This is a genomic window from Flavobacteriales bacterium (genome assembly GCA_016124845.1).
GTDB lineage: Bacteria > Bacteroidota > Bacteroidia > UBA10329 > UBA10329 > UBA10329.
This window is the reverse complement of record WGMW01000039.1, coordinates 22,518-43,890: the sequence shown is the minus strand read 5'-3', so window position 1 is coordinate 43,890 and position 21,373 is coordinate 22,518. Positions and strand designations below refer to the sequence as shown.

19 protein-coding genes are annotated in these 21,373 nt (G+C 48.1%); 14 read left to right on the top strand and 5 right to left on the bottom strand.

Annotated elements, in window-relative coordinates; translation table 11 throughout:
• Positions 1 to 9: 9 nt before the first annotated feature.
• On the bottom strand, positions 10 to 939 hold the full coding sequence (locus GC178_14165) for a hypothetical protein (GenBank protein ID MBI1288711.1): 930 nt from the start codon (positions 937 to 939) through the stop codon (positions 10 to 12).
• A gap of 150 nt (positions 940 to 1,089) precedes the next feature.
• On the opposite strand from GC178_14165, the gene GC178_14160 reads away from it, so the two are divergent.
• Positions 1,090 to 1,452 carry a hypothetical protein gene (locus tag GC178_14160; GenBank protein ID MBI1288710.1) on the top strand — a complete coding sequence of 121 codons (363 nt, stop codon included), beginning with the start codon at positions 1,090 to 1,092 and terminating at the stop codon, positions 1,450 to 1,452.
• A gap of 462 nt (positions 1,453 to 1,914) precedes the next feature.
• The gene (gene paaZ / locus GC178_14155) at positions 1,915 to 3,957 is read left to right on the top strand and encodes a phenylacetic acid degradation bifunctional protein PaaZ (GenBank protein ID MBI1288709.1); all 2,043 of its coding nucleotides are present in this window, start codon (positions 1,915 to 1,917) and stop codon (positions 3,955 to 3,957) included.
• A 44-nt stretch (positions 3,958 to 4,001) separates the two neighbouring features.
• Here the strand turns inward: paaZ and GC178_14150 are convergent, their stop codons facing one another.
• Positions 4,002 to 4,694 carry a hypothetical protein gene (locus GC178_14150; GenBank protein ID MBI1288708.1) on the bottom strand — a complete coding sequence of 231 codons (693 nt, stop codon included), beginning with the start codon at positions 4,692 to 4,694 and terminating at the stop codon, positions 4,002 to 4,004.
• A gap of 72 nt (positions 4,695 to 4,766) precedes the next feature.
• On the opposite strand from GC178_14150, the gene GC178_14145 reads away from it, so the two are divergent.
• Positions 4,767 to 5,099 carry an antibiotic biosynthesis monooxygenase gene (locus GC178_14145; GenBank protein MBI1288707.1) on the top strand — a complete coding sequence of 111 codons (333 nt, stop codon included), beginning with the start codon at positions 4,767 to 4,769 and terminating at the stop codon, positions 5,097 to 5,099.
• Between the two features lie 108 nt (positions 5,100 to 5,207).
• On the opposite strand, the gene GC178_14140 is transcribed toward GC178_14145, so the two are convergent.
• Positions 5,208 to 5,756 carry a hypothetical protein gene (locus GC178_14140; protein ID MBI1288706.1) on the bottom strand — a complete coding sequence of 183 codons (549 nt, stop codon included), beginning with the start codon at positions 5,754 to 5,756 and terminating at the stop codon, positions 5,208 to 5,210.
• Between the two features lie 201 nt (positions 5,757 to 5,957).
• On the opposite strand from GC178_14140, the gene GC178_14135 reads away from it, so the two are divergent.
• From GC178_14135 to GC178_14115, 5 genes are all read left to right on the top strand, one after another.
• Entirely contained in the window at positions 5,958 to 6,278 is a 321-nt protein-coding gene (locus GC178_14135; GenBank protein MBI1288705.1) for an antibiotic biosynthesis monooxygenase, read from the top strand.
• 122 nt (positions 6,279 to 6,400) lie between these two features.
• Positions 6,401 to 9,670 (top strand): T9SS type A sorting domain-containing protein, encoded by a 3,270-nt coding sequence (locus tag GC178_14130; protein MBI1288704.1) that lies wholly within the window; start codon positions 6,401 to 6,403, stop codon positions 9,668 to 9,670.
• Positions 9,670 to 10,026, top strand: coding sequence for a hypothetical protein (locus GC178_14125; GenBank protein ID MBI1288703.1), 357 nt, complete (start codon positions 9,670 to 9,672; stop codon positions 10,024 to 10,026). The genes GC178_14130 and GC178_14125 overlap by 1 nt, the downstream gene beginning before the upstream one ends.
• Positions 10,027 to 10,084: 58 nt before the next feature.
• Positions 10,085 to 10,867: an enoyl-CoA hydratase/isomerase family protein gene (locus GC178_14120; GenBank protein MBI1288702.1), complete on the top strand. Its 783-nt coding sequence runs from the start codon at positions 10,085 to 10,087 to the stop codon at positions 10,865 to 10,867.
• 91 nt (positions 10,868 to 10,958) lie between these two features.
• Positions 10,959 to 13,046 carry a tungsten formylmethanofuran dehydrogenase gene (locus GC178_14115; protein MBI1288701.1) on the top strand — a complete coding sequence of 696 codons (2,088 nt, stop codon included), beginning with the start codon at positions 10,959 to 10,961 and terminating at the stop codon, positions 13,044 to 13,046.
• Positions 13,047 to 13,118: 72 nt separating this feature from the next.
• Here the strand turns inward: GC178_14115 and GC178_14110 are convergent, their stop codons facing one another.
• On the bottom strand, positions 13,119 to 13,625 hold the full coding sequence (locus GC178_14110) for a hypothetical protein (GenBank protein ID MBI1288700.1): 507 nt from the start codon (positions 13,623 to 13,625) through the stop codon (positions 13,119 to 13,121).
• On the bottom strand, positions 13,606 to 14,736 hold the full coding sequence (locus GC178_14105) for a DUF262 domain-containing protein (protein MBI1288699.1): 1,131 nt from the start codon (positions 14,734 to 14,736) through the stop codon (positions 13,606 to 13,608). The genes GC178_14110 and GC178_14105 overlap by 20 nt, the downstream gene beginning before the upstream one ends.
• Positions 14,737 to 15,521: 785 nt before the next feature.
• On the opposite strand from GC178_14105, the gene GC178_14100 reads away from it, so the two are divergent.
• The 6 genes from GC178_14100 (at position 15,522) to GC178_14075 (ending at position 21,372) form a co-directional block, all read left to right on the top strand.
• On the top strand, positions 15,522 to 16,520 hold the full coding sequence (locus GC178_14100) for an AAA domain-containing protein (GenBank protein ID MBI1288698.1): 999 nt from the start codon (positions 15,522 to 15,524) through the stop codon (positions 16,518 to 16,520).
• A gap of 149 nt (positions 16,521 to 16,669) precedes the next feature.
• Positions 16,670 to 17,542 carry a DUF58 domain-containing protein gene (locus GC178_14095; GenBank protein MBI1288697.1) on the top strand — a complete coding sequence of 291 codons (873 nt, stop codon included), beginning with the start codon at positions 16,670 to 16,672 and terminating at the stop codon, positions 17,540 to 17,542.
• A gap of 74 nt (positions 17,543 to 17,616) precedes the next feature.
• Complete coding sequence (locus GC178_14090) at positions 17,617 to 18,567, top strand: hypothetical protein (GenBank protein MBI1288696.1); 951 nt, start codon at positions 17,617 to 17,619, stop codon at positions 18,565 to 18,567.
• The gene (locus GC178_14085) at positions 18,564 to 19,562 is read left to right on the top strand and encodes a VWA domain-containing protein (protein MBI1288695.1); all 999 of its coding nucleotides are present in this window, start codon (positions 18,564 to 18,566) and stop codon (positions 19,560 to 19,562) included. The genes GC178_14090 and GC178_14085 overlap by 4 nt, the downstream gene beginning before the upstream one ends.
• Positions 19,562 to 20,611 carry a VWA domain-containing protein gene (locus GC178_14080; GenBank protein ID MBI1288694.1) on the top strand — a complete coding sequence of 350 codons (1,050 nt, stop codon included), beginning with the start codon at positions 19,562 to 19,564 and terminating at the stop codon, positions 20,609 to 20,611. Before GC178_14085 ends, GC178_14080 begins: the two co-directional genes overlap by 1 nt.
• 77 nt (positions 20,612 to 20,688) lie before the next feature.
• Positions 20,689 to 21,372: a tetratricopeptide repeat protein gene (locus GC178_14075; protein MBI1288693.1), complete on the top strand. Its 684-nt coding sequence runs from the start codon at positions 20,689 to 20,691 to the stop codon at positions 21,370 to 21,372.
• Position 21,373: the final 1 nt, after the last annotated feature.

The window sequence follows — 21,373 nt, the reverse complement described above, 5'->3', positions numbered from 1 at the left end:
CCATTACTCCTAATAATACTCGTATGACACGATTTCTATTTGCTTAGGATATACCGTGTCTCTATAGGTCAGAAAGTGATTACGCTGTATAAGAAGTCCCGTCTGTTCATCATAAGAGTTTACGAACCACTTGCTCCAACTCTCACCATCATATCCTGGGAACGTCATCTCAGATAGTAACCTACCATGTTCATCATATGCATAATTGGTTGAATCAATGGTGTTTTCACAGCATAGCCATCGTTCTTGCGTCAAACGGTTGAGGCTATCGTACTCGTATTCTGTTGATGAACTCCACTTTAACTCTCCGTTCTCGTCAGTACTAAATTTTTCTTCTAAAAGATTACCTGATTCATCATACAAATAGGTGCGTTGATTATCAATCGTTGTTGTATCGTGACCGCGAAGCTCAGTTTTGGAAGTCAGTTGGCCAAGGGCGTTATAATCGTGTAGTATTAATGTGAGGTAAGGCTTCTTTCCAAAGGCTGGGTAATGCTCTTCGCGAATCACATGACCGTTGCTGTACTTATATACTTCTGCATATCCAACGCTGTCTTTTGTTAATTCCTCAATGTCGCGTTTGACGATGAGGTTACCATCGATGTCGTACTGATACATGTACTTCGTAATGAGTTGATGATAACCGTATTTGGTAGTGTAGGTGGAGTCCATGATTTTGAGCCCCTTGCTATTGTAGATGAAGGTGTCCACGTCCTTGCCTTTGCATTTTTCATCTAAACAGTCAGTTTTCCGCATGAGATTTCCATTCAGATCAAATTCCTCTATTTTCAAAATGGGGTTGTGCAGACTATCGTCCTTAATTCGATACGTTATCTTCTTTATTGACTGACCATTCACCTGGATAGTCATTAAGAGCAACAGACCGATTATGGATTTGATGTGTCTCATGTTTCTAACCATGAACATACCAAACTCCACGCATTCATCCTATCCGTTGGCAGCGCAATTCTTCCCCCATAATTCTTCATTCCTAATGCTGCATTCCCTTACCTTGGCCGCATGAGCGCCCTTGCCGTGTTTGTGGAAGTGATATTGCCGTTGCCCTTGGCCGGCACGTTCACCTATCGCGTGCCGCGCAGCATGGAGGAATACGTGGCCATGGGCAAGCGCGTAGTGGTGCAGTTCGGCCGCAGAAAACTCTACACGGGCATCATCAGCGAGGTGCACCACACGCCCCCGCAGCACTATCAGGCCAAATACCTCGAAGACCTGCTGGACGATGCGCCCGTGGTGCTGTCCGGCCAGATGGCCTTCTGGAGCTGGATGGCCGAGTATTACCTCTGCCATGTGGGCGATGCGATGAATGCCGCCATCCCCTCTGGGCTGAAACTCTCGAGCGAGAGCCGCCTGGCCGCACTCAACACTGAACTACATGATGCCAACGGAATATTTAAATCAAATTCAAACCCGAAAACTTGCAGCCTATCTTAACCTGCCGTCCATTTTTTTTGTTGCAAGTCCAAAAGGCACAATCTGCCCCAAGAAGAATTATACGAGAACCACCTGCTACAAGAAGCAAGTATCCGAACCTGCTTGAGAACACCGATGTGACAAGAGCAGAACAGGTGCTGGTCAGCGAACACATATATAAAAAGAATGGAATGCACCTATTATCTCTGGAATGGTGACCAATGCGTGCAGTAGAAGGACAATAGGACACAACTTATGCGATGACACATGTTCTGACAACGTGGTTGTTTCCGTGAAGATGGTTGTCACAGAAAGAAGAACAGCTTTGCCGATGATACATCACTCAGACAAAGGACTACAGTATTCCTCGAAACATTATCTAAACTATTCAGATAGAACAACATCAATCAACCAATCACTAAACCACTATGTACTACAGTCCATAGTGGTTTAGTTTTACAATATTTACGGTCAAACATTTTGATGATGAAACTTCAGAACTACATAGCAGGAGATTGGATAGAGGGAGATGGCGAAGGAAGTCCGCTTTTCAACTCCATAACGGGAGAAATGGTGGCAACGGCCACAACCAAAGGGTTGGATTTCGATCAAGCCTTGCAATACGGAAGAGAGAAGGGAAGTGCATTACGGAAAATGACCTTCCAAGAGCGTGGATTGATGTTGAAAGCGCTTGCCATGTATCTTCTGGAGAGAAAGGAGAAGTACTACGAAGTGAGTTACAAGACCGGTGCCACGCGCATCGATTCTTGGATTGATATTGAGGGCGGAATCGGTAACCTGTTCGCCAACGCCAGTCTGCGCAGGCAGTTCGGAGACGAATCCTATTACGTGGATGGCGAATATGCGCCCATGAGTAAAGGCGGAACTTTCATTGGGCATCACATCATGGTGCCGAAAGAAGGAATTGCGGTTCATATCAACGCTTACAATTTTCCTATTTGGGGAATGTTGGAAAAGGTGGCCGTGAACTGGTTGGCGGGCGTTCCGGCCATTGTGAAACCAGCAACGGTTACATCGTTTCTAACGGAAACCATGGTCAAAGACATCGTTGCTTCAGGAATTCTTCCCGAAGGAGCGTTGCAGCTGATCTGCGGCTCGGCTGGTGATCTGCTCGATCATGTGGGCAGTCAGGATGTGGTGACATTCACAGGTTCTGCATCCACGGGAAGAATGCTGAAATCCAAACCTTCCATCATCGAAAATGCTGTACCATTCAACATGGAAGCAGACAGTTTGAACTCTTCCATTCTGGGAGAAGATGCGGTTCCGGGAACGCCTGAGTTTGACATTTTCGTGAAGGAGGTGGTCAAGGAAATTACCGTGAAATGTGGCCAGAAGTGTACGGCCATCCGCAGAATCATGGTGCCAGAGAAGCTGGTGGAAGATGTGCAGATAGCTGTTGGAGAAAAACTTCAGAAGACAACCATCGGTTCGCCAACGGCAGAAGGCGTTCGCATGGGCGCATTGGCAGGGCAGGATCAGATGCGCGAAGTGAAAGAGCAGGTGGAGAAACTGCTGGCAGAAAATCAGCTTGTGTTCGGAAATCTCGATCAAGTGGAAGCACTTGGAGCAGACGGTTCCAAAGGAGCGTTCATGTCACCGATTCTGATGCGGAACGATGACCCATTCAATGCCAAGGCGGTACACAACATCGAAGCCTTCGGACCTGTCAGCACCATTCTTCCTTACAAGAACTTGGATGATGCCATTGCCATGTCGAAACTTGGTTTGGGTTCGCTTTGCTGTTCCATTGTGACAAATAATGAGAAAACTGCCCGCGATTTCGTGCTTGGTGCTGCCTCATACCACGGACGGATTCTTGTGCTGAATGCCGAATGCGCCAAGGAAAGCACAGGTCATGGTTCGCCCATGCCATTGTTGGTGCATGGCGGCCCCGGACGAGCGGGTGGAGGAGAAGAGATGGGAGGAAAGCGTGGCGTGTTGCATTACATGCAGCGAACCGCTATTCAAGGAACTCCGACCATGATCACGGCCATTACCAATGTCTATCAGCAAGGAGCCAAGCAGAAGGAAGTGCTACTCAATCCATTCATGAAGCATTTTGAAGAAGTGGAAATAGGCGAGACGCTGGTCACGCACAAGCACACTGTAACAGAAGCCGACATCATCAACTTCGCCAATGTAAGTGGTGACCACTTCTACGCGCACACAGATGTCACTTCATTGGACGGAACGCTTTTCGAAGGACGCGTGGCGCACGGATATTGGATTTTGAGCAAGGCCGCTGGTATGTTTGTGGAGAACAGAAAATGCCCTGTGTTGCTGAACTATGGCATTGACGAAGCGCGTTTCACCAAACCCGTCTATCCGGGAATGACCATCGGTGTGCGTCTCACTTGCAAGGAGAAGATCCAGCAGGAAAAGCGGGATGAAGAGGACATCCGAAAAGGAATTGTGAAATGGCAGGTTGAAGTTTACGACCAAGAAAACGAAACCTGTGCGATTGCAACGATTCTCACGATGGTGAAGAATAAGGAGCAGTAATTGCAGAGTCGTCAACTTTTGAAAAGTTGACGACTCTTATAATGTCAATCCTTCTTCCGCGGCAAGCGGAAAGAGAATCCTCCAGAGAGATAAATGATGGTACCGCTCGGTTGCCCGATGGGGAAAAATTCTCCGAATCCAGCTTCGGCCAGGAAATAGACGTAAGGCACCAACTTGGCCTGCGCCCCGATGTTCAGCATGATGGTGTGGGAGTTCACCAAACGGCCAAGTTTCATGTTTTCGATGGCTGGTTTCAGTCCTGTGCCTTGAAGACCGTAGGCAAAACCGTAACGCAGCGTTCCGTAAGGATTCCACGTGCGGTCATCTCTTGCCGAACCGATTGTAAGACCGACATCACCGTTCACACTTCGTCCGTAGGAGTTGTCGCCCATTCCGCCACCGATATCTGCCCGCAACCAAGGTTTAAAACTGTATCTGACAGATGCTTTTCCGGTCAGGTTCAGGTTATTGTTGTAGCGGAACCCAAGTGCCTCGGCACCGATGTCCATTTTATCGCTCACACCGAAACGGAAACGGCTGAACCAAGCCATTTCGCTTCCTCGTGCCTTATCCGAAATGCTCAATCCCGCGCCAGAGGCTGCGGTCAGTTCAGGTACATATTTCCCGATAGGTTGTGGCCCACCGAATGAGACCATGGACGAAGGAGGAGCCACCACACAGCTTTGTGTCAACATTACCGTGATGGCAATGAAAATCCAGACAACCCTGTTTTTCATGCCCCGAAATTGCAGAATTCCAACCTATTTCACTCGTGGTCTTTGTAATTTCATCGGCCAGCACAAACGCGTATGTTCACAGATACACCAAAACCTCCGTATTACACGGTCATTTTCACATCAAAGCGAACCGCTGTTGATGAAGGCTACACAGAGCTGAACGATGAGCTGTACGCAGAAGCCCAGCAACTGGATGGTTACATCGGAGCTGAAACGCTGCGCGATGAGAACGGCTTTGGCGTTGCCGTGCTTTATTGGAAAACATTGGAGGACATTCAAGAGTGGGCCAAGTACCAGAAACATATTCGCGCCAAGCAACTGGGCAAAGAGAAATGGTACGAAGGTTACCGTGTTCGTATTTGCCTAGCGGCTGCGGTCCTCCATACGACACCATTGGCGAAGTAGGCGAAACCACGCAGCCGTTCAGCAATATGATAACGCCTGAATAGATAATGGCACTGAGCCAAAGCCACCGATCACATAAGCGACCCTTCATTGCGCCAAGATGCTAACTTAATTGGCACACGGGTCTTTTTCCTCGCGTTCGTATTGCGCTTCGTTGTACACCTTATAGAACATTTCGGCATGAAGTTCAATATCACCCGGTGGTTGACATGATGAGTTGTATGTGCATACGATCTTGTACAAGATTGCCTCAGGGTTTGAAAAGTCCGAAGCTTCATTGATGTTAACGCCCCAATGATAATAACCGTGATAAGAATCCCATTCTTTCGTCAGACTTTCAGACCCAATAGGAAAATATCCGTTGACCGTTTCGAACGAATAGTTCAGACATGGCATTTCCTCTGACGCTGCCCGTGCAGAATCTGACCAATGGTAAGAGATGATCATGTTGGCGTGACACCCACCATCTGCAGTGAATCCACCATCAGTATCGTATGTGCTGAGAACGGCAGTTTGATTTGCCGGCCCGAGTGTTGCATATCCCTCGATGTGCTTTTCGTTTTCGCATTCACATGCCGACTGCGGATCGCCACAGCCATTACAACTGGAAATTGTAATGGAAATCAGCAGCATTGGAAGATATTCTTGCAATTTCATGGGGTTGGATTATGGTTACTCAAAGAGAAGAGCTTCATCGATTTGAAATACTGACAGGAATTCGATCTATAGCATGATTATTGTCAGTAAGTGTTGAGCGGGACGATTACTGTCCTTTGTCTTACGATAGCTTATTTGGCTCTTTTCTCATTTCTTTATCACCGATTTGTCCCGGTCATTCATTTATTGCCTCTCGGTCCCATGTTCACCAAAACTCCCAAACCTCCTTATTACACGGTCATTTTTACCTCGCAGCGGACAACGTTGGACGATGGCTATTCGGAACTGAATGATGAGTTGTATGCGGAAGCTCAGAAATTGGAGGGTTATTATGGCGCGGAAACCTTGCGTGATGCCAGCGGTTATGGCGTTGCGGTTCTATACTGGCGAAGCATGGAAGACGTTCAGGAATGGGCCAAGTACCAGAAACATATTCGCGCCAAGCAACTGGGAAAACAGAAATGGTATGAAGGTTACCGTGTTCGGATTGCCAAAGTGGAGCGCGAATATGGAATGGGGTAGTTCTTCAACCCGATCAGCATATTCGGTATGCCAAATAAGATTTCAACAATTGACCGATAGTTTACGTTCAGGGTTGCGTGATACACTTAGTTTCGCAACGTTTCCGAACAAGACCCAGTCAAATGAAAAAGATCTACTTCCTGATCAGTATGCTGACCATTGGCATGCTGGCCCATGCACAGAACAAAGACAATATTCTACGGAATCCTTCCATGATCCCGGTAACCTTCCACGGAGAAACGGTTCCGCTTCGCGATTACGTGGAAGACCCGAATGCGGTGAATGAGATCACCAAGACAGAGAAACCCGGTTATCATCCGAAAGATGATTGGATCCTGAATCCGAAAGTGAACCCATTGGCAAAGCCAGATGGCGATGACCCGGCATGGCAGCAGAGCTATGCGCGACCACGGCCGGAGAACGGACGGTCGTTATCGTACAATTTTGAAGGTGTTGGCAACACAAACGTCAGCCCGGCCGACCCCGTGGTGGATGTGGGTCCCAACCACGTTATTCAGATGATCAACGGTGGTTCAGGTTCCTATTTCAAGATATGGAGCAAGACTGGAACGGTGCTTCAGAACGCCACCTACCTCGATAATTACATGGGGTTCAGTGGCGGAGCCGGAGATCCGATCGTGATCTATGACGGATTGGCCGACCGTTGGCTGATGAGCGAATTTGCAAGCAGCGGAAATGTGCTGCACGTGGCCATTTCAACCACGGCCGACCCGATGGGCAGTTGGTACACTTACTCTTACAACGCTCAGAGTTTTCCTGATTATCCGAAATATTCCATCTGGAACGATGCCTATATCGTGACCACCAACGAAAGCCCATCTGCGGTGTATGCGCTGAACAGAACGCAGATGCTTTCCGGCTCATCCGGAACAGCACAGCGGTTCACCATTCCCAACTTCGGTACCATCGGTTTCCAATCGGCAGCACCGGTAAACCTCGATGGCAGCACAGCACCACCAAGCGGAACTCCGGCCATGGTTATGCGCATGCGCGATGATGCTTGGAGCGGAGCCGCAACAGATGCATTGGAGATATGGGAGTTCGACATCGATTGGAACAACGCCAACAACACTTCTTTGACTCAGGTAGCTACGCTGAACACGCAGGCATTTGACACCGATCTGTGCGGTTACACGTCTTTTTCCTGTATCGATCAGCCCGGTTCCAGCACCAACTTGGATCCGCTTCGCGAAGTGTTGATGAACCGCGTGCATTACCGCAATTTCGGTACGCATGAGTCTATTGTTTGCTGCCACGCAACAGATGTGAACGGCAACGACCGCGCTGGCGTGCGTTGGTATGAGTTGCGCAGGACCAACGGAACTTCCGGTTCTTGGAGCATCTATCAGCAAGGAACATACTCGCCCGATGCCGCAAGTCGTTGGATGGCCTCCATCGGTATTTCCGCTTCTGGAAACATCGGATTGGCGTACAGCGTCAGCAGCAGTTCAATTTATCCTTCGTTGCGCTACACGGGAAGAAAGGCCTGTGATCCGCTCAACTCCATGACCGAGCCGGAAACCACCATCATTGCAGGAACTTCACCGAACAACTCAAACCGTTGGGGCGACTATCACGGAATGGGAACGGATCCTTCCAATGGCGAAACCTTTTGGTTTACAGGAGCTTACGGAACTGGAAATGCGTGGAGCACACGTGTGGCCGCGTTCGATCTGCCAAACTGTTCGCCATCGGTCATGTTCGCTGTTTCGGATGAGAATGTGAACGAAGGTGATGGCACGCAGGCCAACGGTTGCTTGCCTTATCAGGATGTGGTCATCTCCATGAGCATCGCTTCGGCTCCTTCGCAGAATGCAACTATTACCGTAAACGTTACCGGTGGTACGGCCACCCAAGGTGTTGATTACGACCTTCTAACCACCAATCTCACGCTGAACAGCGGTAACCTAACGGACGATGTAACCATACGTGTTTACAATGACGATTACGTGGAAGGGGATGAGACCATTCTTCTTGGTTATTCGCTCAACGCGAACAATGGAAACGCCACGCAGGGAAGCATCAATCAGAGCGTGACGGTTACGATCAATGATGATGATCAGGATCCGCTTTCTATTCAAGGAACACAGGTTTTGCTTTCAGAGGATTTTGAGAGTGGCTTGGGAACATTTACAACCACCAACCCATCGGGCGACACGCCTTGGCAGGTTGGAAATGAGACGCAGGCACAGTCGCAGGCTTACGATATTCCATCATCCAACACTACCAACTACGCTTACGTGAACGATGACAACTGTGATTGCAATATGAGCGCGGTGTACCTTGATTTCCCAACCTTGGATTTCAGCAACCTGAACAGCGCTCAGGTAACGTTCGATACGTACTTCGAATCGAACACCTACCAGAACGTGACCGAAACAGCCGGACTTTACGTTTCTGTAAACCAAGGTACTTATACACTTGTGGGTTCATTGGTCGCCTCGGTCGTTGACGGTTCGTGGGTAACGCAGCAGTATTCGCTCAATGCATACGTAGGCCAAAGCGATGTGCGGCTTCGCGTGAAGTACAATGATGGCGGTGGTTGGCTCTATGGATGCACGGTGGATAACGTGGAAGTGACCGGAGAATCCAGCATCGACATTCAAACTGCCGTGAATACGAACAATGGTGATGATGCCAAACTCGGCCCAAATGGAACGGTCTATTTCTACGATCCCACCACCGGAAATGTGATGGCTTCCATCGAAAACACCAGTTCGTGGGATTACGGTTGTGTGAGTTTGGAAGTGGACCGTGATGGTTCGAATCCTTCGGCAGTCGTATTCAATTCCAGCGCTACGGCAGATTTTCTTCATTCCAAAACGTTCTCCATTGTTCCTGAAAACAACAACCCGAACGGAACATACAACCTCACGCTCTATTACAAGGAAGCGGAGGTTGCAGCCTGGGAAAGTGCCACCGGAAATAGCCGGAACAGTGCCGAGATCATCAAAGTGGCGAACAACCACATCAGCGATGTAACCCCAGCCAACTTCACGTCCTATTCCATCGGAAATGCCGCAGCCACCGTTGGCGCATTCAATTCGGACGTTACGTTCACATCCAGTTTCAATACCGGATTCTCAGGCTTCGGTGTGGGAATTCTGAACACAACCGTTACAAGTGTGGATGAAGTGCTGACTGATGTGAATGTGTACCCGAACCCGAACGATGGTTCGTTCACCATTTCAGGATTGGAGAAGGGAACGAGCTATCATGTGTTCAACAGCGTAGGAAAACTGATTATCGGTGAGCAGATCGTGGTGGAGAACCAACGCGTGCGTTTGCCCAATGCTGCTCCGGGTTCCTATTTCCTGGTAGCAGAGAAAGACGGAAAACTGGGCAAGGTTCAGTTTATAGTTACTGATTGATGAGGTTCGGTCAACGTACGTTTCACAGCGCACTTATGACGGTCATAAGTGCGCTGTTCATTTCGTCACATTTCGGATGTGTGATGAAGAAGCCGAGCGTTAAACTGGACAATGAATCGGAAGAAGACGAATATGTTGGTATCATCACCAATGAGTTTGAAAAAGACGGTTGTCCGTGGCTGATCGTTTACAACGATGGAGTGGAAGACAAGTACCTCATTCCGGTTCAGTTGGATGATGCTTACAAGAAGAACGGATTGAAGATTGAATTTGAATTCCACTATTCGAGAATAGCACAAGGCGATTGCCAAATGGGGCAACCCGCAGTTCTTGAGGAGGTAGAGGTCAGACAGTAGCTTCAAGAGCCCTTCTTTGCCTCAACCTGTTAGTTTTGTCGCTTCAAAATCTGAAAGCATGAGTGAAAATGTGATCGATCAGGGAGGTGTTGACATCTCCGTAGATGAACGTGGTGTTGCAACCATTGAGTTCTTTCATCCACTTAGCAATTCACTGCCAGGCAAGGTGTTGCGCAAATTGGCGCAGACCATTGAGGATGCTGGCAAGGATCAAAACGTGAAGGTGATCGTGCTGAAAAGCGCAGGCGAGAAAGCCTTCTGTGCAGGTGCTTCATTCGATGAGTTGGTTTCAATCAATGACCTCGAAACGGGAAAGGTATTTTTCTCTGGTTTTGCGGGCGTCATCAATGCCATTCGTAAAGCACCAAAGTTTGTGCTGTGCAGAGTACAAGGAAAAGCCGTTGGCGGTGGAGTAGGTGTGGCATCCGCAGCTGATTATACTTTCGGAACGAAACACGCAGCGGTGAAGCTCAGCGAATTGGCCATCGGCATCGGCCCGTTTGTGGTTGGACCAGCCGTGGAGAAGAAGATCGGCAATTCGGCTTTCAGTCAGATGAGCATTGATGCCACCACGTGGTATTCGGCAGAGTGGGCCAGAGAGAAAGGACTGTACACCAGCATTCACGAAACCGCTGAAGAAATGGATGCTGCCATTGATGAATTGGCCGATAAGCTATCCAAGAGCAACCCAGAAGCAATGGCGCTTTTAAAAGGCGTGTTCTGGGAAGGAACCGAGCATTGGGAACAATTGCTTTCTGAACGTGCGGAAATGAGCGGTCGTTTGGTGCTGTCGGACTTTACGCGGAATGCGATTGCTAAGTTTAAGAAGGGGGAGAGATAATTAGCTAATGAGATAATTAGCAAATTAGCAGATGGTGGTAGGCGTCACCACATTTCTCATTTGCTATTCGCTAATTGACAAATTGAACCAAATGTCAACCTTGACCAAAAAGAAAACCTCCATATCAACAGAAACGCTGAAGAAAGCCTTCCGCCTGATGGCAACCGCCAAGGCCATGACCACCTTGTATGAGGCGAATGCGCGTGTGACCAGCAAATACGTTCACGCGACTTCCAGAGGTCACGAGGCCATTCAGATTGCGTTGGGATTGCACCTGAAGCCTCAGGATTTTGTGGCGCCTTACTACCGCGATGACAGCATTTTGCTTTCCATCGGTATGCAGCCGCATGAGCTGATGCTGCAATTGTTGGCCAAGCGCGATGACCCGTTTTCAGGCGGTCGTACGTACTACAGCCATCCAAGCTTGAGGCGAGACGACATGCCGAAGATTCCGCATCAGAGTTCGGCAACGGGCATGCAGGCCATTCCGACCACAGGAATTGCCATGGGCGTGCAGTACCGCGAGTTGATGAACATGGATGCTGAAACGGACGAGAAACCCGTGGTGGTCTGTTCCATTGGCGATGCGGCCATTACCGAAGGAGAAGTAGCCGAAGCGCTACAAATGGCGGTGCTCAAAAAGCTGCCCATTCTGTATCTGGTTCAGGATAACGAATGGGACATTTCTGCCAGTGCAGAAGAGATTCGTGTGATGGATGCGGATGAATACGGTAAAGGATTCAAAGGGCTGGAAATACTGTCGATCAATGGAAGTGACTTTATTGAGTCATTCACTACGATTGAAAAGGCTTTCAACACCATACGTAAGGAGCGAAGACCGATCATGGTTCATGCGAAAGTGCCGTTGTTGAACCACCATACTTCGGGGGTTCGGATGGACTTTTACCGCACGGACGAAAACCTGAAAGAACACAGCAAGCGGGACCCGTTCCCGATACTCAGAAAGCAGCTTTTGGATGCCGATGTTTCGGAAGCCGAACTGCTGACCATGGAATCGGAAGCAACGGAATTCGTAGCTGCCGAATACGAGAAAGCACTGGGTTTTGAAGACCCGAAACCCGAAGACCTGTTCACCCATGTTTTCGCCCCGACTCCGATAACCGAAGAGAAAGGCGAACGCGCCCCAGCGGGCAAGGAACCTACCGTGATGGTGGACAGCGCCCTTTTCGCCATTCGCGAATTGATGGAAAAGCACCCCGAATGTCTGCTCTACGGACAGGACGTAGGCAGAAGATTGGGCGGTGTATTCCGTGAGGCCGCCACGTTGGCCGAGAAGTTCGGGGACCACCGTGTGTTCAACACGCCTATTCAGGAAGCGTTCATCATCGGTTCTACGGTGGGGATGAGTGCGGCAGGGCTGAAACCCATTGTGGAAGTTCAGTTTGCCGATTACATCTGGCCAGGATTGAACCAGCTGTTCACGGAGGTGAGCCGCTCGTGCTACCTGAGTAACGGCAAATGGCCTGTAAGCAGCATTCTGCGCGTGCCTATTGGCGCGTATGGCAGCGGTGGCCCGTATCACTCTTCGAGTGTGGAGAGCGTGCTGTGCAACATCAAAGGCATCAAGGTGGCGTACCCGAGTACGGGTGCCGACCTGAAAGGACTGATGAAAGCCGCCTATTACGACCCGAATCCAGTGGTGATGCTGGAGCACAAAGGCCTGTATTGGAGTAAGATAAAAGGCACGGAAGGCGCGCGTACCATTGAACCGAGCGAAGATTACGTGCTGCCCTTCGGGAAAGGAAGGGTGGCGCTGGAAGCAGACCAAGCAAAAATTGATGCAGGCGAAAGCGTGTGCGTCATCACCTATGGCCGCGGGGTGTATTGGAGCATGAATGCTGCCAAGCATTTCTTTGAAGGGCAGGTAGAGGTGATAGACCTGCGTACACTACAGCCGCTGGATGAAGAACTCATTTACAGCACCGTGAAGAAGCACGGCAAGTGTGTGGTGGTAACGGAAGAACCCGTTTCCAACTCGTTTGCACAGAGCATTGCGGCCCGTATCTCCGATACCTGTTTCGAATACTTGGATGCCCCTGTAAAAGTGGTGGGCTCAGAAGATGTGCCTGCCATACCGCTCAACTCTACCTTAGAGGCTACCATGGTGCCAAGCAAGGAGCGGGTAGGGGACGCCATCCGATTGTTATTGGATTATTGATTAAAAGATCGTTTGCGGTTTGGCGATGCACAGGTCGCATGATATTGCTTAGAGGTTTTAATTGAAATTGTTTTATTCTTCATTAACTACTTCATCAAGCATTTCGATAATTATCACGGTATCATTAAAATAGTTCCTTACGTTTTCAAAAGAAGAGGAGGAAGTTCCTCCATGTGCGAAAGAATTTCGGGCACTATTTAGTGATTCGATTGAATCCCGAAGACGTTGCGGGTGTTCATGGTCTCTGATCTTACCAGTAAACGAATTATTCCAGTCGTCATCAAATTTCTTGAGAGTACTGCAAATATTTGAAATACTGGGGTTCATAGAGCTACTGCGGATTGTACTATCGATATAGTTCATAACCTGTGGACTGCCAGTATGTAAGTCAGCAATTATGGTTTTGAAACAATATTCAATAGTTCCACAAGTACGGACAATTGCATATTTGGTTAGATATGGAATTATAGGTGAGGTATGACCAAGTAAATTCTCAATAAGGGTCTCAATTCTATCAAGTTCCTCTATGCAAGAATCAATACTGCTTTGTGCGTTTTGATTATTCATAGCTAATTCCAAAGAGGTAATTGAGTACTTTGTTTATTCTGCCATGTATATGTGCTATTTGCATGGTGCCTTCTGATATGAAGGTTTTATAATCCTCATCTTTTAAAAGTGCAAGTCTTTTTTCTTCTAGATTTTCAGTAGGTATATTTTCGCCAAAATGTCTGTGAGCAATTGCTATTGCTGGACAAATAGAATCAAAAATCGTAGGATAAAACCTCTTTCTGATTTTGGTTTCATCACCACCTGTAATGTTGTAAAAGGCATTTTCTCCAATGTGGTCAAGAGCAAATTGCATTACGTAATTGAATTTCACTCTACGCTCCTCAATAATTTCTGGATTTTGAGAATTGCTATTTCCCATAAATTCATTTAAGTATTTCTTCAAGGAAATGTTCGAGGATTCATTATCCTTTACATAATCAGTATCTAAAGCCAAGAATCTAAGAATGAACTCCATATCTCTCATTCTTGGGTCAACATCATTTTTACCAAAGAGAGTTCTCCAATTAGGATTTTCATTTAGTTCAAATAGTAAATCATTAAAGCCTCCTTGATTCACACAGTTTCTTATTTCTTGAGGCATTAATGCTCTTCCTCCAGTATTTATTCGTTCAAAAACTTGATACAAACTTGTGTCATTGTCATTGGGTGCTTTTTGCTCGAATACGATAGCGTGTATCGTAGTGCTTCTTATTCGTCTTTGGTCTTGTTCTGGCAATTCAGAGAACGCCTTACCTCTGTAGCGTTCATTGATTCTATCCGTGTTCGATAGTTTGAAGGTTTTTCCGTCTTTTCGCCATACCCCTTTTTTGACATAGTCGAACACCGTCATGATTCTTTGATAGCCATCAATAATTAGCTTCTTATCATCATTTGTGTTGGCTAGAAAAATACTTGGTACCGGAAGACCTAAAAGAATGGATTCAATAAATCGACTTGCCTCAGGTTTGTCCCACACATAATACCTTTGAAGTTCAGGTTTTAAGAGTTCGTCCTCATCATACATTGTAATTAATTCTCTGAAGGATAAGTCAGCTCCCCAAGAATTTATGTTGTATAAATCGTCATTTGAGTATGAGTCATTTATCTCTTCTTTAATCTCTTCTATGTGTTCTTGTTCCATATATAGTTCTATGTTTTTTTAACGTGAAACAACTCAACTATTGGCTAAACGCACCCAGTTACCTTTAGCAAGCTTTGCCTGTACCTAAAAAGTTGTTTTAGCCCGACCTTGGGTAGTGCTAAACGTAATAACGGGGTTGCGCCAATCGGTTTTTGGTTACCCAATACTACCAACAATCTCCCATACTTGCAACACCCTACTGACAAAAGAAAAACCCGCCCTCCACAACAGCAGAGAGCGGGGCGCAGGGCTGTGGTTGAACACCCTTGGCTCCAATATTGGAACCTATCAGCCCTGTTTGGGTTGCTCAGATCACCAGAACGGTGACCACATCGGAGTAGGCGCCCCAGCCTTTGGGGCAGTTCGCAAAGTTGATCTTGCCGTTTCCGTTGGCTTGCCTTTGGCTTTGACCTACCATTCCATTAATTATCGTTTCACTGCCCATTTCTATAATATGGCCAAGATGAGACCATTCTGGTGGCTTATCCCGGAATAAATACTGAACCATGGCACAGAAGATCACCAAAGCACAGCACAGGCAGATGCAGAACCCGATTCTGCAGTTTTTCCGTTTCATCTACTTGAATCTGAAGATCTTGAGCATCGTTGCCGGAGGGCATGGCGGTACCCGCGACAACTACTGAGTGGGGTTCGAAATCATGTCTTTTCATTTGGTCTGAGCGAGTTCATCAACTCGCTTAACACTTTTTAACGGCTTGTTCACACCAATTAAGACACATCATTGTTTGGTAGGAAAGTGACAGTTCTATTTTTGCCCCAACCAAATGAATTCAGGCATGACAGACATTAAGCAGATCAATGAGATGATCGAGAAGGAGAGTGCCTTTGTCAACTTGGTCACCATGGAAATGAACAAGGTGATCGTTGGACAGAGCCACATGGTTGAAAGCCTCCTGATCGGTCTGTTAAGCAAAGGCCACATCCTACTGGAAGGAGTTCCGGGATTGGCAAAGACACTGGCCATCAATACGCTGGCCTCCACCATCAATGCGGGTTTCAGCCGTATTCAGTTCACACCCGACCTGCTGCCGGCAGACCTCGTGGGAACCATGATCTACAACCAGAAAACGGGAGGATTCGATGTCCGCAAAGGACCATTGTTCTCCAATTTCATTCTGGCGGATGAGATCAACCGTGCTCCTGCAAAGGTTCAGAGTGCGCTGCTCGAAGCCATGCAGGAGAAACAGGTGACCATTGGCGATACGACCTTCAAATTGGAAGAACCGTTTTTGGTGATGGCCACACAGAACCCGGTGGAGCAGGAGGGAACGTACCCACTGCCCGAGGCGCAGGTTGACCGTTTTATGCTGAAGGTGGTGATCACCTACCCAAAGAAGGATGAGGAAACATTGATCATCCGTCAGAATGTGGCGGGCGAATTCCCGAAGGCGAACGCCATTCTGCATCCAGACGATATTATCAAGGCGCGTGATGTGGTCCGTCAGGTGTATATGGATGAGAAGATCGAGAAGTATATCGTGGATATCGTTTTCGCATCGCGTAAGCCAGAAGACTACAATCTTGGCAAACTGAAAGACCTTATCAGTTTCGGAGGTTCGCCACGGGCAAGTATCGCCTTGGCAAAGGCTGCGAAAGCGTTTGCTTTCATCAAGCGAAGAGGCTACGTGATTCCAGAGGATGTGCGTGCGGTATGCAATGATGTGCTTCGCCACCGCATTGGGCTTACATACGAGGCCGAAGCGGAGAACATCACTTCCGAAGAGATCATTGCCGATATTCTGAATACGGTTGAGGTGCCTTGAGCCCCACCAACCTTCCCAAAGGGGAGGCTTTGGTTGATGGCTTGGGTCTATTGAAGTTCCGTGATGTTAACGAGTAAAGAAGATAATTCAATCAACAATGGCTTTCGAGTGCCATTCCTCCCTCTTGGGGAGGTTAGGAGGGGCAGCTAATGGAAACGTCAGAGCTTTTAAAACGCGTACGTAAGATCGAGATCAAGACCCGTGGTCTGAGCAATCAGATCTTTTCGGGGCAGTATCACTCGGCTTTTAAAGGTCGTGGTATGGCGTTTTCGGAGGTTCGTGAATACCAGATGGGCGATGATGTACGGACCATTGACTGGAACGTAACTGCCAGGAGTGGAGTGCCTTACGTAAAAGTATTTGAAGAAGAGCGTGAATTAACGGTGATGCTTTTGGTCGATGTGAGCGGCTCGGGCAATTTCGGTTCGAAAGTGATGTTGAAGCGTCAACTGATGACCGAAATATGTGCGGTTCTTTCGTTCTCGGCCATTCAGAATAACGATAAGGTCGGTATCATTTTCTTCAGTGATAAGATCGAGAAGTTCATTCCGCCCAAAAAGGGAAAGAGTCACATTCTGCGCATTATCCGTGAGTTGATCGACTTCCAGCCAGAAAGCAAAGGCACCAACTTGAGCGAAGCATTGCGTTACCTCACCAATGTGGTCAAGAAGCGAAGCATTGCCTTTCTGCTCACCGATTTCATGGACAAGGATTATTCGGACGCATTGAAGTTGGCGAACAAGAAACATGACCTTGTGGCCATTCGCATTTTCGATCAGTTGGAGCAGGAAGTTCCGAATGTGGGGCTTTTGCCAATTACCGATGCGGAAACGGGCGAGGTCATCTGGCTCGATACTTCGAACCACGAGACACGCACAAAACTGAAAGCTTCATCGCTCAAATTTGAAGCTCAATTGAAGGAAACTTTGATGCGTGCGGGTGTTGATATGGCGGAGATTCGAACCGATCATTCGTATGTGAAACCGTTGTTGAACCTGTTTAAACGAAGAGGAGCGAAATGATGGGGCAACATTCAAGGTTCAAAGTTCCAGTCGTCATTGCGAGCGTAGCTTGCGGAGCGCGGCAATCGGTATCGATGAAAAAGATTGCTTCGTTCCTCGCAATGACGCTGATCTGTGTATCGGGTCTGTTTGCCCAGAACGCCACAATAACCGCCACGCTCGACAGCCAGCAGATTCTTATCGGGGATCAGGTGAATCTTGATCTTAGCGCAACGCTCAATGATGGCGTCACAGTCGCTTGGCCTGTGTTCAAAGACACGATTACAGGTCAATTGGAGATCATCCAATCATCCATCCCCGACACGGTGAAGAAGGAAACGGGTGAGACCGTGATCCATCAGCGATTGGTACTCACCACGTTCGACACGGGTTTCGTCATCGTTCCGCCCATTCATTTCGTCTTCAATCAGGATTCCACGCAAATGCTTTCCACCGAGGCGCAGATGCTGTTCGTGTCTGACATTCCTGTGGAAATGGAAGCGGACATCAAGGACATTAAAGAGCGATTGGACGTTCCCTACAATTGGAAAAAGTTGTTGACGTGGGCAGCCATTATTCTGGCGGTGCTTGCATTGATCATCGGTGGAATTCTGTATTGGATGAAGCATCGCAAGAAAGAGGAAGTTCCTGTGGCGCGTCCAAAACCGAAACGACCAGCGCACGAGATCGCGTTGGAGAAACTGGAGGCGTTGCGTCAGAAAAAACTATGGCAGAGCGATCAGACCAAAGAATACTACATTGAGCTATCTGATATTATCCGTGAGTATGCTGAGTTCCGCTTTGGTGTGATCGCGTTGGAAATGACCACGGAAGAAACGGTTGCTGCACTACGATTGAGGGGAGTTTCTGAGCAGCATGTCGGTTCGCTGAAGCAGATGCTGCAAATGGCCGACCTTGCCAAGTTTGCCAAGTACAAGCCTGTTTCGAACGAGAATGAGCAATGCTTTGATATTGCTGTTCAGTTTGTGAACAATACGTTGGTGATGCCTTTGGATGAACCGAAAGAAGAGGAGAAGGAACAATGATGTCGGAGATCACATTCAAGAATCCTGAGCTGTTCTGGCTGCTGCTGGTTCTGCTGCCAATGGTGGCGTATTATGTGTTCCGTCAATCCAAAAACCGTGTTGATTTTCGCTACTCGAACGTGAACAACATTCGTGGTGCGGAATCGACCATCAAATCGAAGCTGGTCCATCTTCCGTTCGCGCTGCGAATGTTGGCCGCGGCCTTGCTCATTGTGGTGCTGGCGCGGCCACAGTCGAGCAGCAGTTGGCAGGACGTGACCACCGAAGGAATTGATATGGTGATGGCGTTGGACATTTCGGGATCCATGTTGGCCGAAGATTTCAAACCGAACCGCTTGGAAGCTGCCAAGAAAGTGGCCAAGACCTTCATCCAAAGCCGACCGAACGACCGCATCGGGCTTGTGGTGTTTGCGGGTGAAAGTTTCACGCAATGTCCGCTGACCACCGATCATTCGGTCATCCTCAATCTTTTCAATGATGTGAAGAGCGGCATGCTCGAAGATGGTACCGCCATCGGCATGGGATTGGCAACTTCGGTAAAGCGACTGAAAGACAGTGAGGCCATCAGCAAAGTGGTGATTTTGCTTACGGATGGCGACAACAACTCAGGTTCGATAGCTCCGCTGACCGCAGCAGAGATCGCCAAGGAATTCGGAGTGCGCGTTTACACGATCGGTGTGGGAACAAGAGGTACAGCGCCCTATCCGCAGGTCGATCCATTCGGTAGAACGGTTTACACGCAGATGGAAGTGAAGATCAATGAAGAACTGTTGACCCAAATTGCCGACATGACGGGCGGTCATTACTTCCGTGCTACCGACAACGCCAGTTTGGAAGACGTGTACAAGGAAATTGATGAGCTGGAAAAATCGAAGATCGATGTAACGGAATACCGCAAGCGCAAGGAAGAATACCTGCCGCTGGCCATCGCGGCCTTGCTGTTGCTCGCTCTTGAAGTATTGTTGAAACAAACCGTGTTGCGAAGTATTGTCTGATGTTCAGGTTTGCAAATGAAATATGGCTTTATGCGTTGCTGCTCGTTCCAGCGTTGCTTGTCCTTTTTTGGATGAATGCAAGCTGGCGCAAGAAAGTGATGCAGCAGCTTGGCGACCTGAATGTGCTCGAAACGCTCATCCCAACGTATTCCCAGAATCTACCACGTTGGAAAAGATTTTTGTTTACGCTGGCCCTTGTGTTTCTGGTGTTCGGAATTGCCAATCCTCAAATTGGTAGCAAGTACGAAGAAGTGAAACGGGAAGGATTTGAACTGATGGTCTGCTTGGATGTATCGAACAGTATGCTGGCCGAAGACCTTACTCCAAACCGTTTGGAGCGCGCCAAGCAGGCAATTTCGCGGTTGATCGACCGATTGAAGAACGACAAGATCGGTATTGTTGTCTTTGCGGGCGATGCCTACATTCAGCTTCCAATGACCGTGGATCATTCAGCGGCCAAGCTGTTTCTGCGTTCCATTGATACGGATATCGTTCCAACACAGGGAACCGCCATCGGCAAGGCCATTCAGTTGGCGGCAGGTTCGTTCAGCGACAACACAAAGGCCAATAAATCCATCATTGTCATTACTGATGGTGAAAACCACGAGGATGACGCCTTACAGCAGGCTACTGCGGCTTCGGAGAAGGGAATCAAGGTTTACACCATTGGCATCGGTTCAACAGACGGAACGCCTATTCCCATTTACAAACGCGGCCAGATGTTGGGCTACCGTAAAGACCGTGCTGGCAATACGGTGGTGACGAAATTGAACGAGACGATGCTTCAGCAGATTGCTGCTGCGGGAGATGGGACGTATGTTCGCGCCAACAACAGCAGAACGGGTTTGAATGCGCTGATGGACGAACTGGAAGGAATGCAACGTGAGGAGTTTGGCAGCAAGATGTTTACGAGCTATGAAGACCGTTTCCAGTATTTCATCGCGGCAGCGTTAATTCTATTGCTGATCGAACTGTTATTGCCATCGCGCAAGCTCAAATTCCTCGGAGATTTCAGTCTATTCAAGAACAGTAATCAGAGTATAAGTTGATTAGGAAATCAGACATATCGAACTCATGTGAACTTAAACTCCCCTCCTGGAAAGGAGGGGTTGGGGGAGGTCAGATTCTGTTCTGCACTTTCATTTTGGTTATCCTTGGTTTAGGAACTACGTTCGCCCAAGAAGCAAACGATTTCATCTCGAAGGGAAACAAGCTTTATGACGAGCAAAAATTCGGTGAGGCGGAAATGACCTACCGAGAAGGGCAGGAGTCTGGGGCCGATGCGTTTATTTCTGGGTTCAATTTGGGTGATGCGCTTTTTAAGCAGGAACGTTATGAAGAAGCTGCTGGCGTTTTCCAAACGTTACCGAATCTTACAGACGATAAGGAGCAGAAAGCGGCTGCGTATCATAACTTGGGCAACTCGTTCCTCAAAGCAGAGAAATACCAGGAAAGTGTGGATGCTTTCAAACAATCTCTGAGAAATAATCCGAAAGATCTGGATACGAAGTATAATTTGGCCTACGCAATGCGCAAGTTGCAGAAGCAACAGCAGGATCAGCAACAGAACCAAGATCAGAATCAGGACGAGAAGAAAGACCAGGACAATAAGCAAGATCAGCAGCAGAATCAAGATCAAAAGGATCAACAGAAGCAAGAGCAGCCACAGCCTCAGGAAGGTCAGATCTCAAAAGAAGATGCCGAGCGTATGTTAGATGCGCTGAATCAGGACGAAAAGCAGATCCGCGACCGATTGGAGGACGAGAAAAAGAAGAAAGGAGTGAAGGTGAAGATTGAAAAGGACTGGTGAT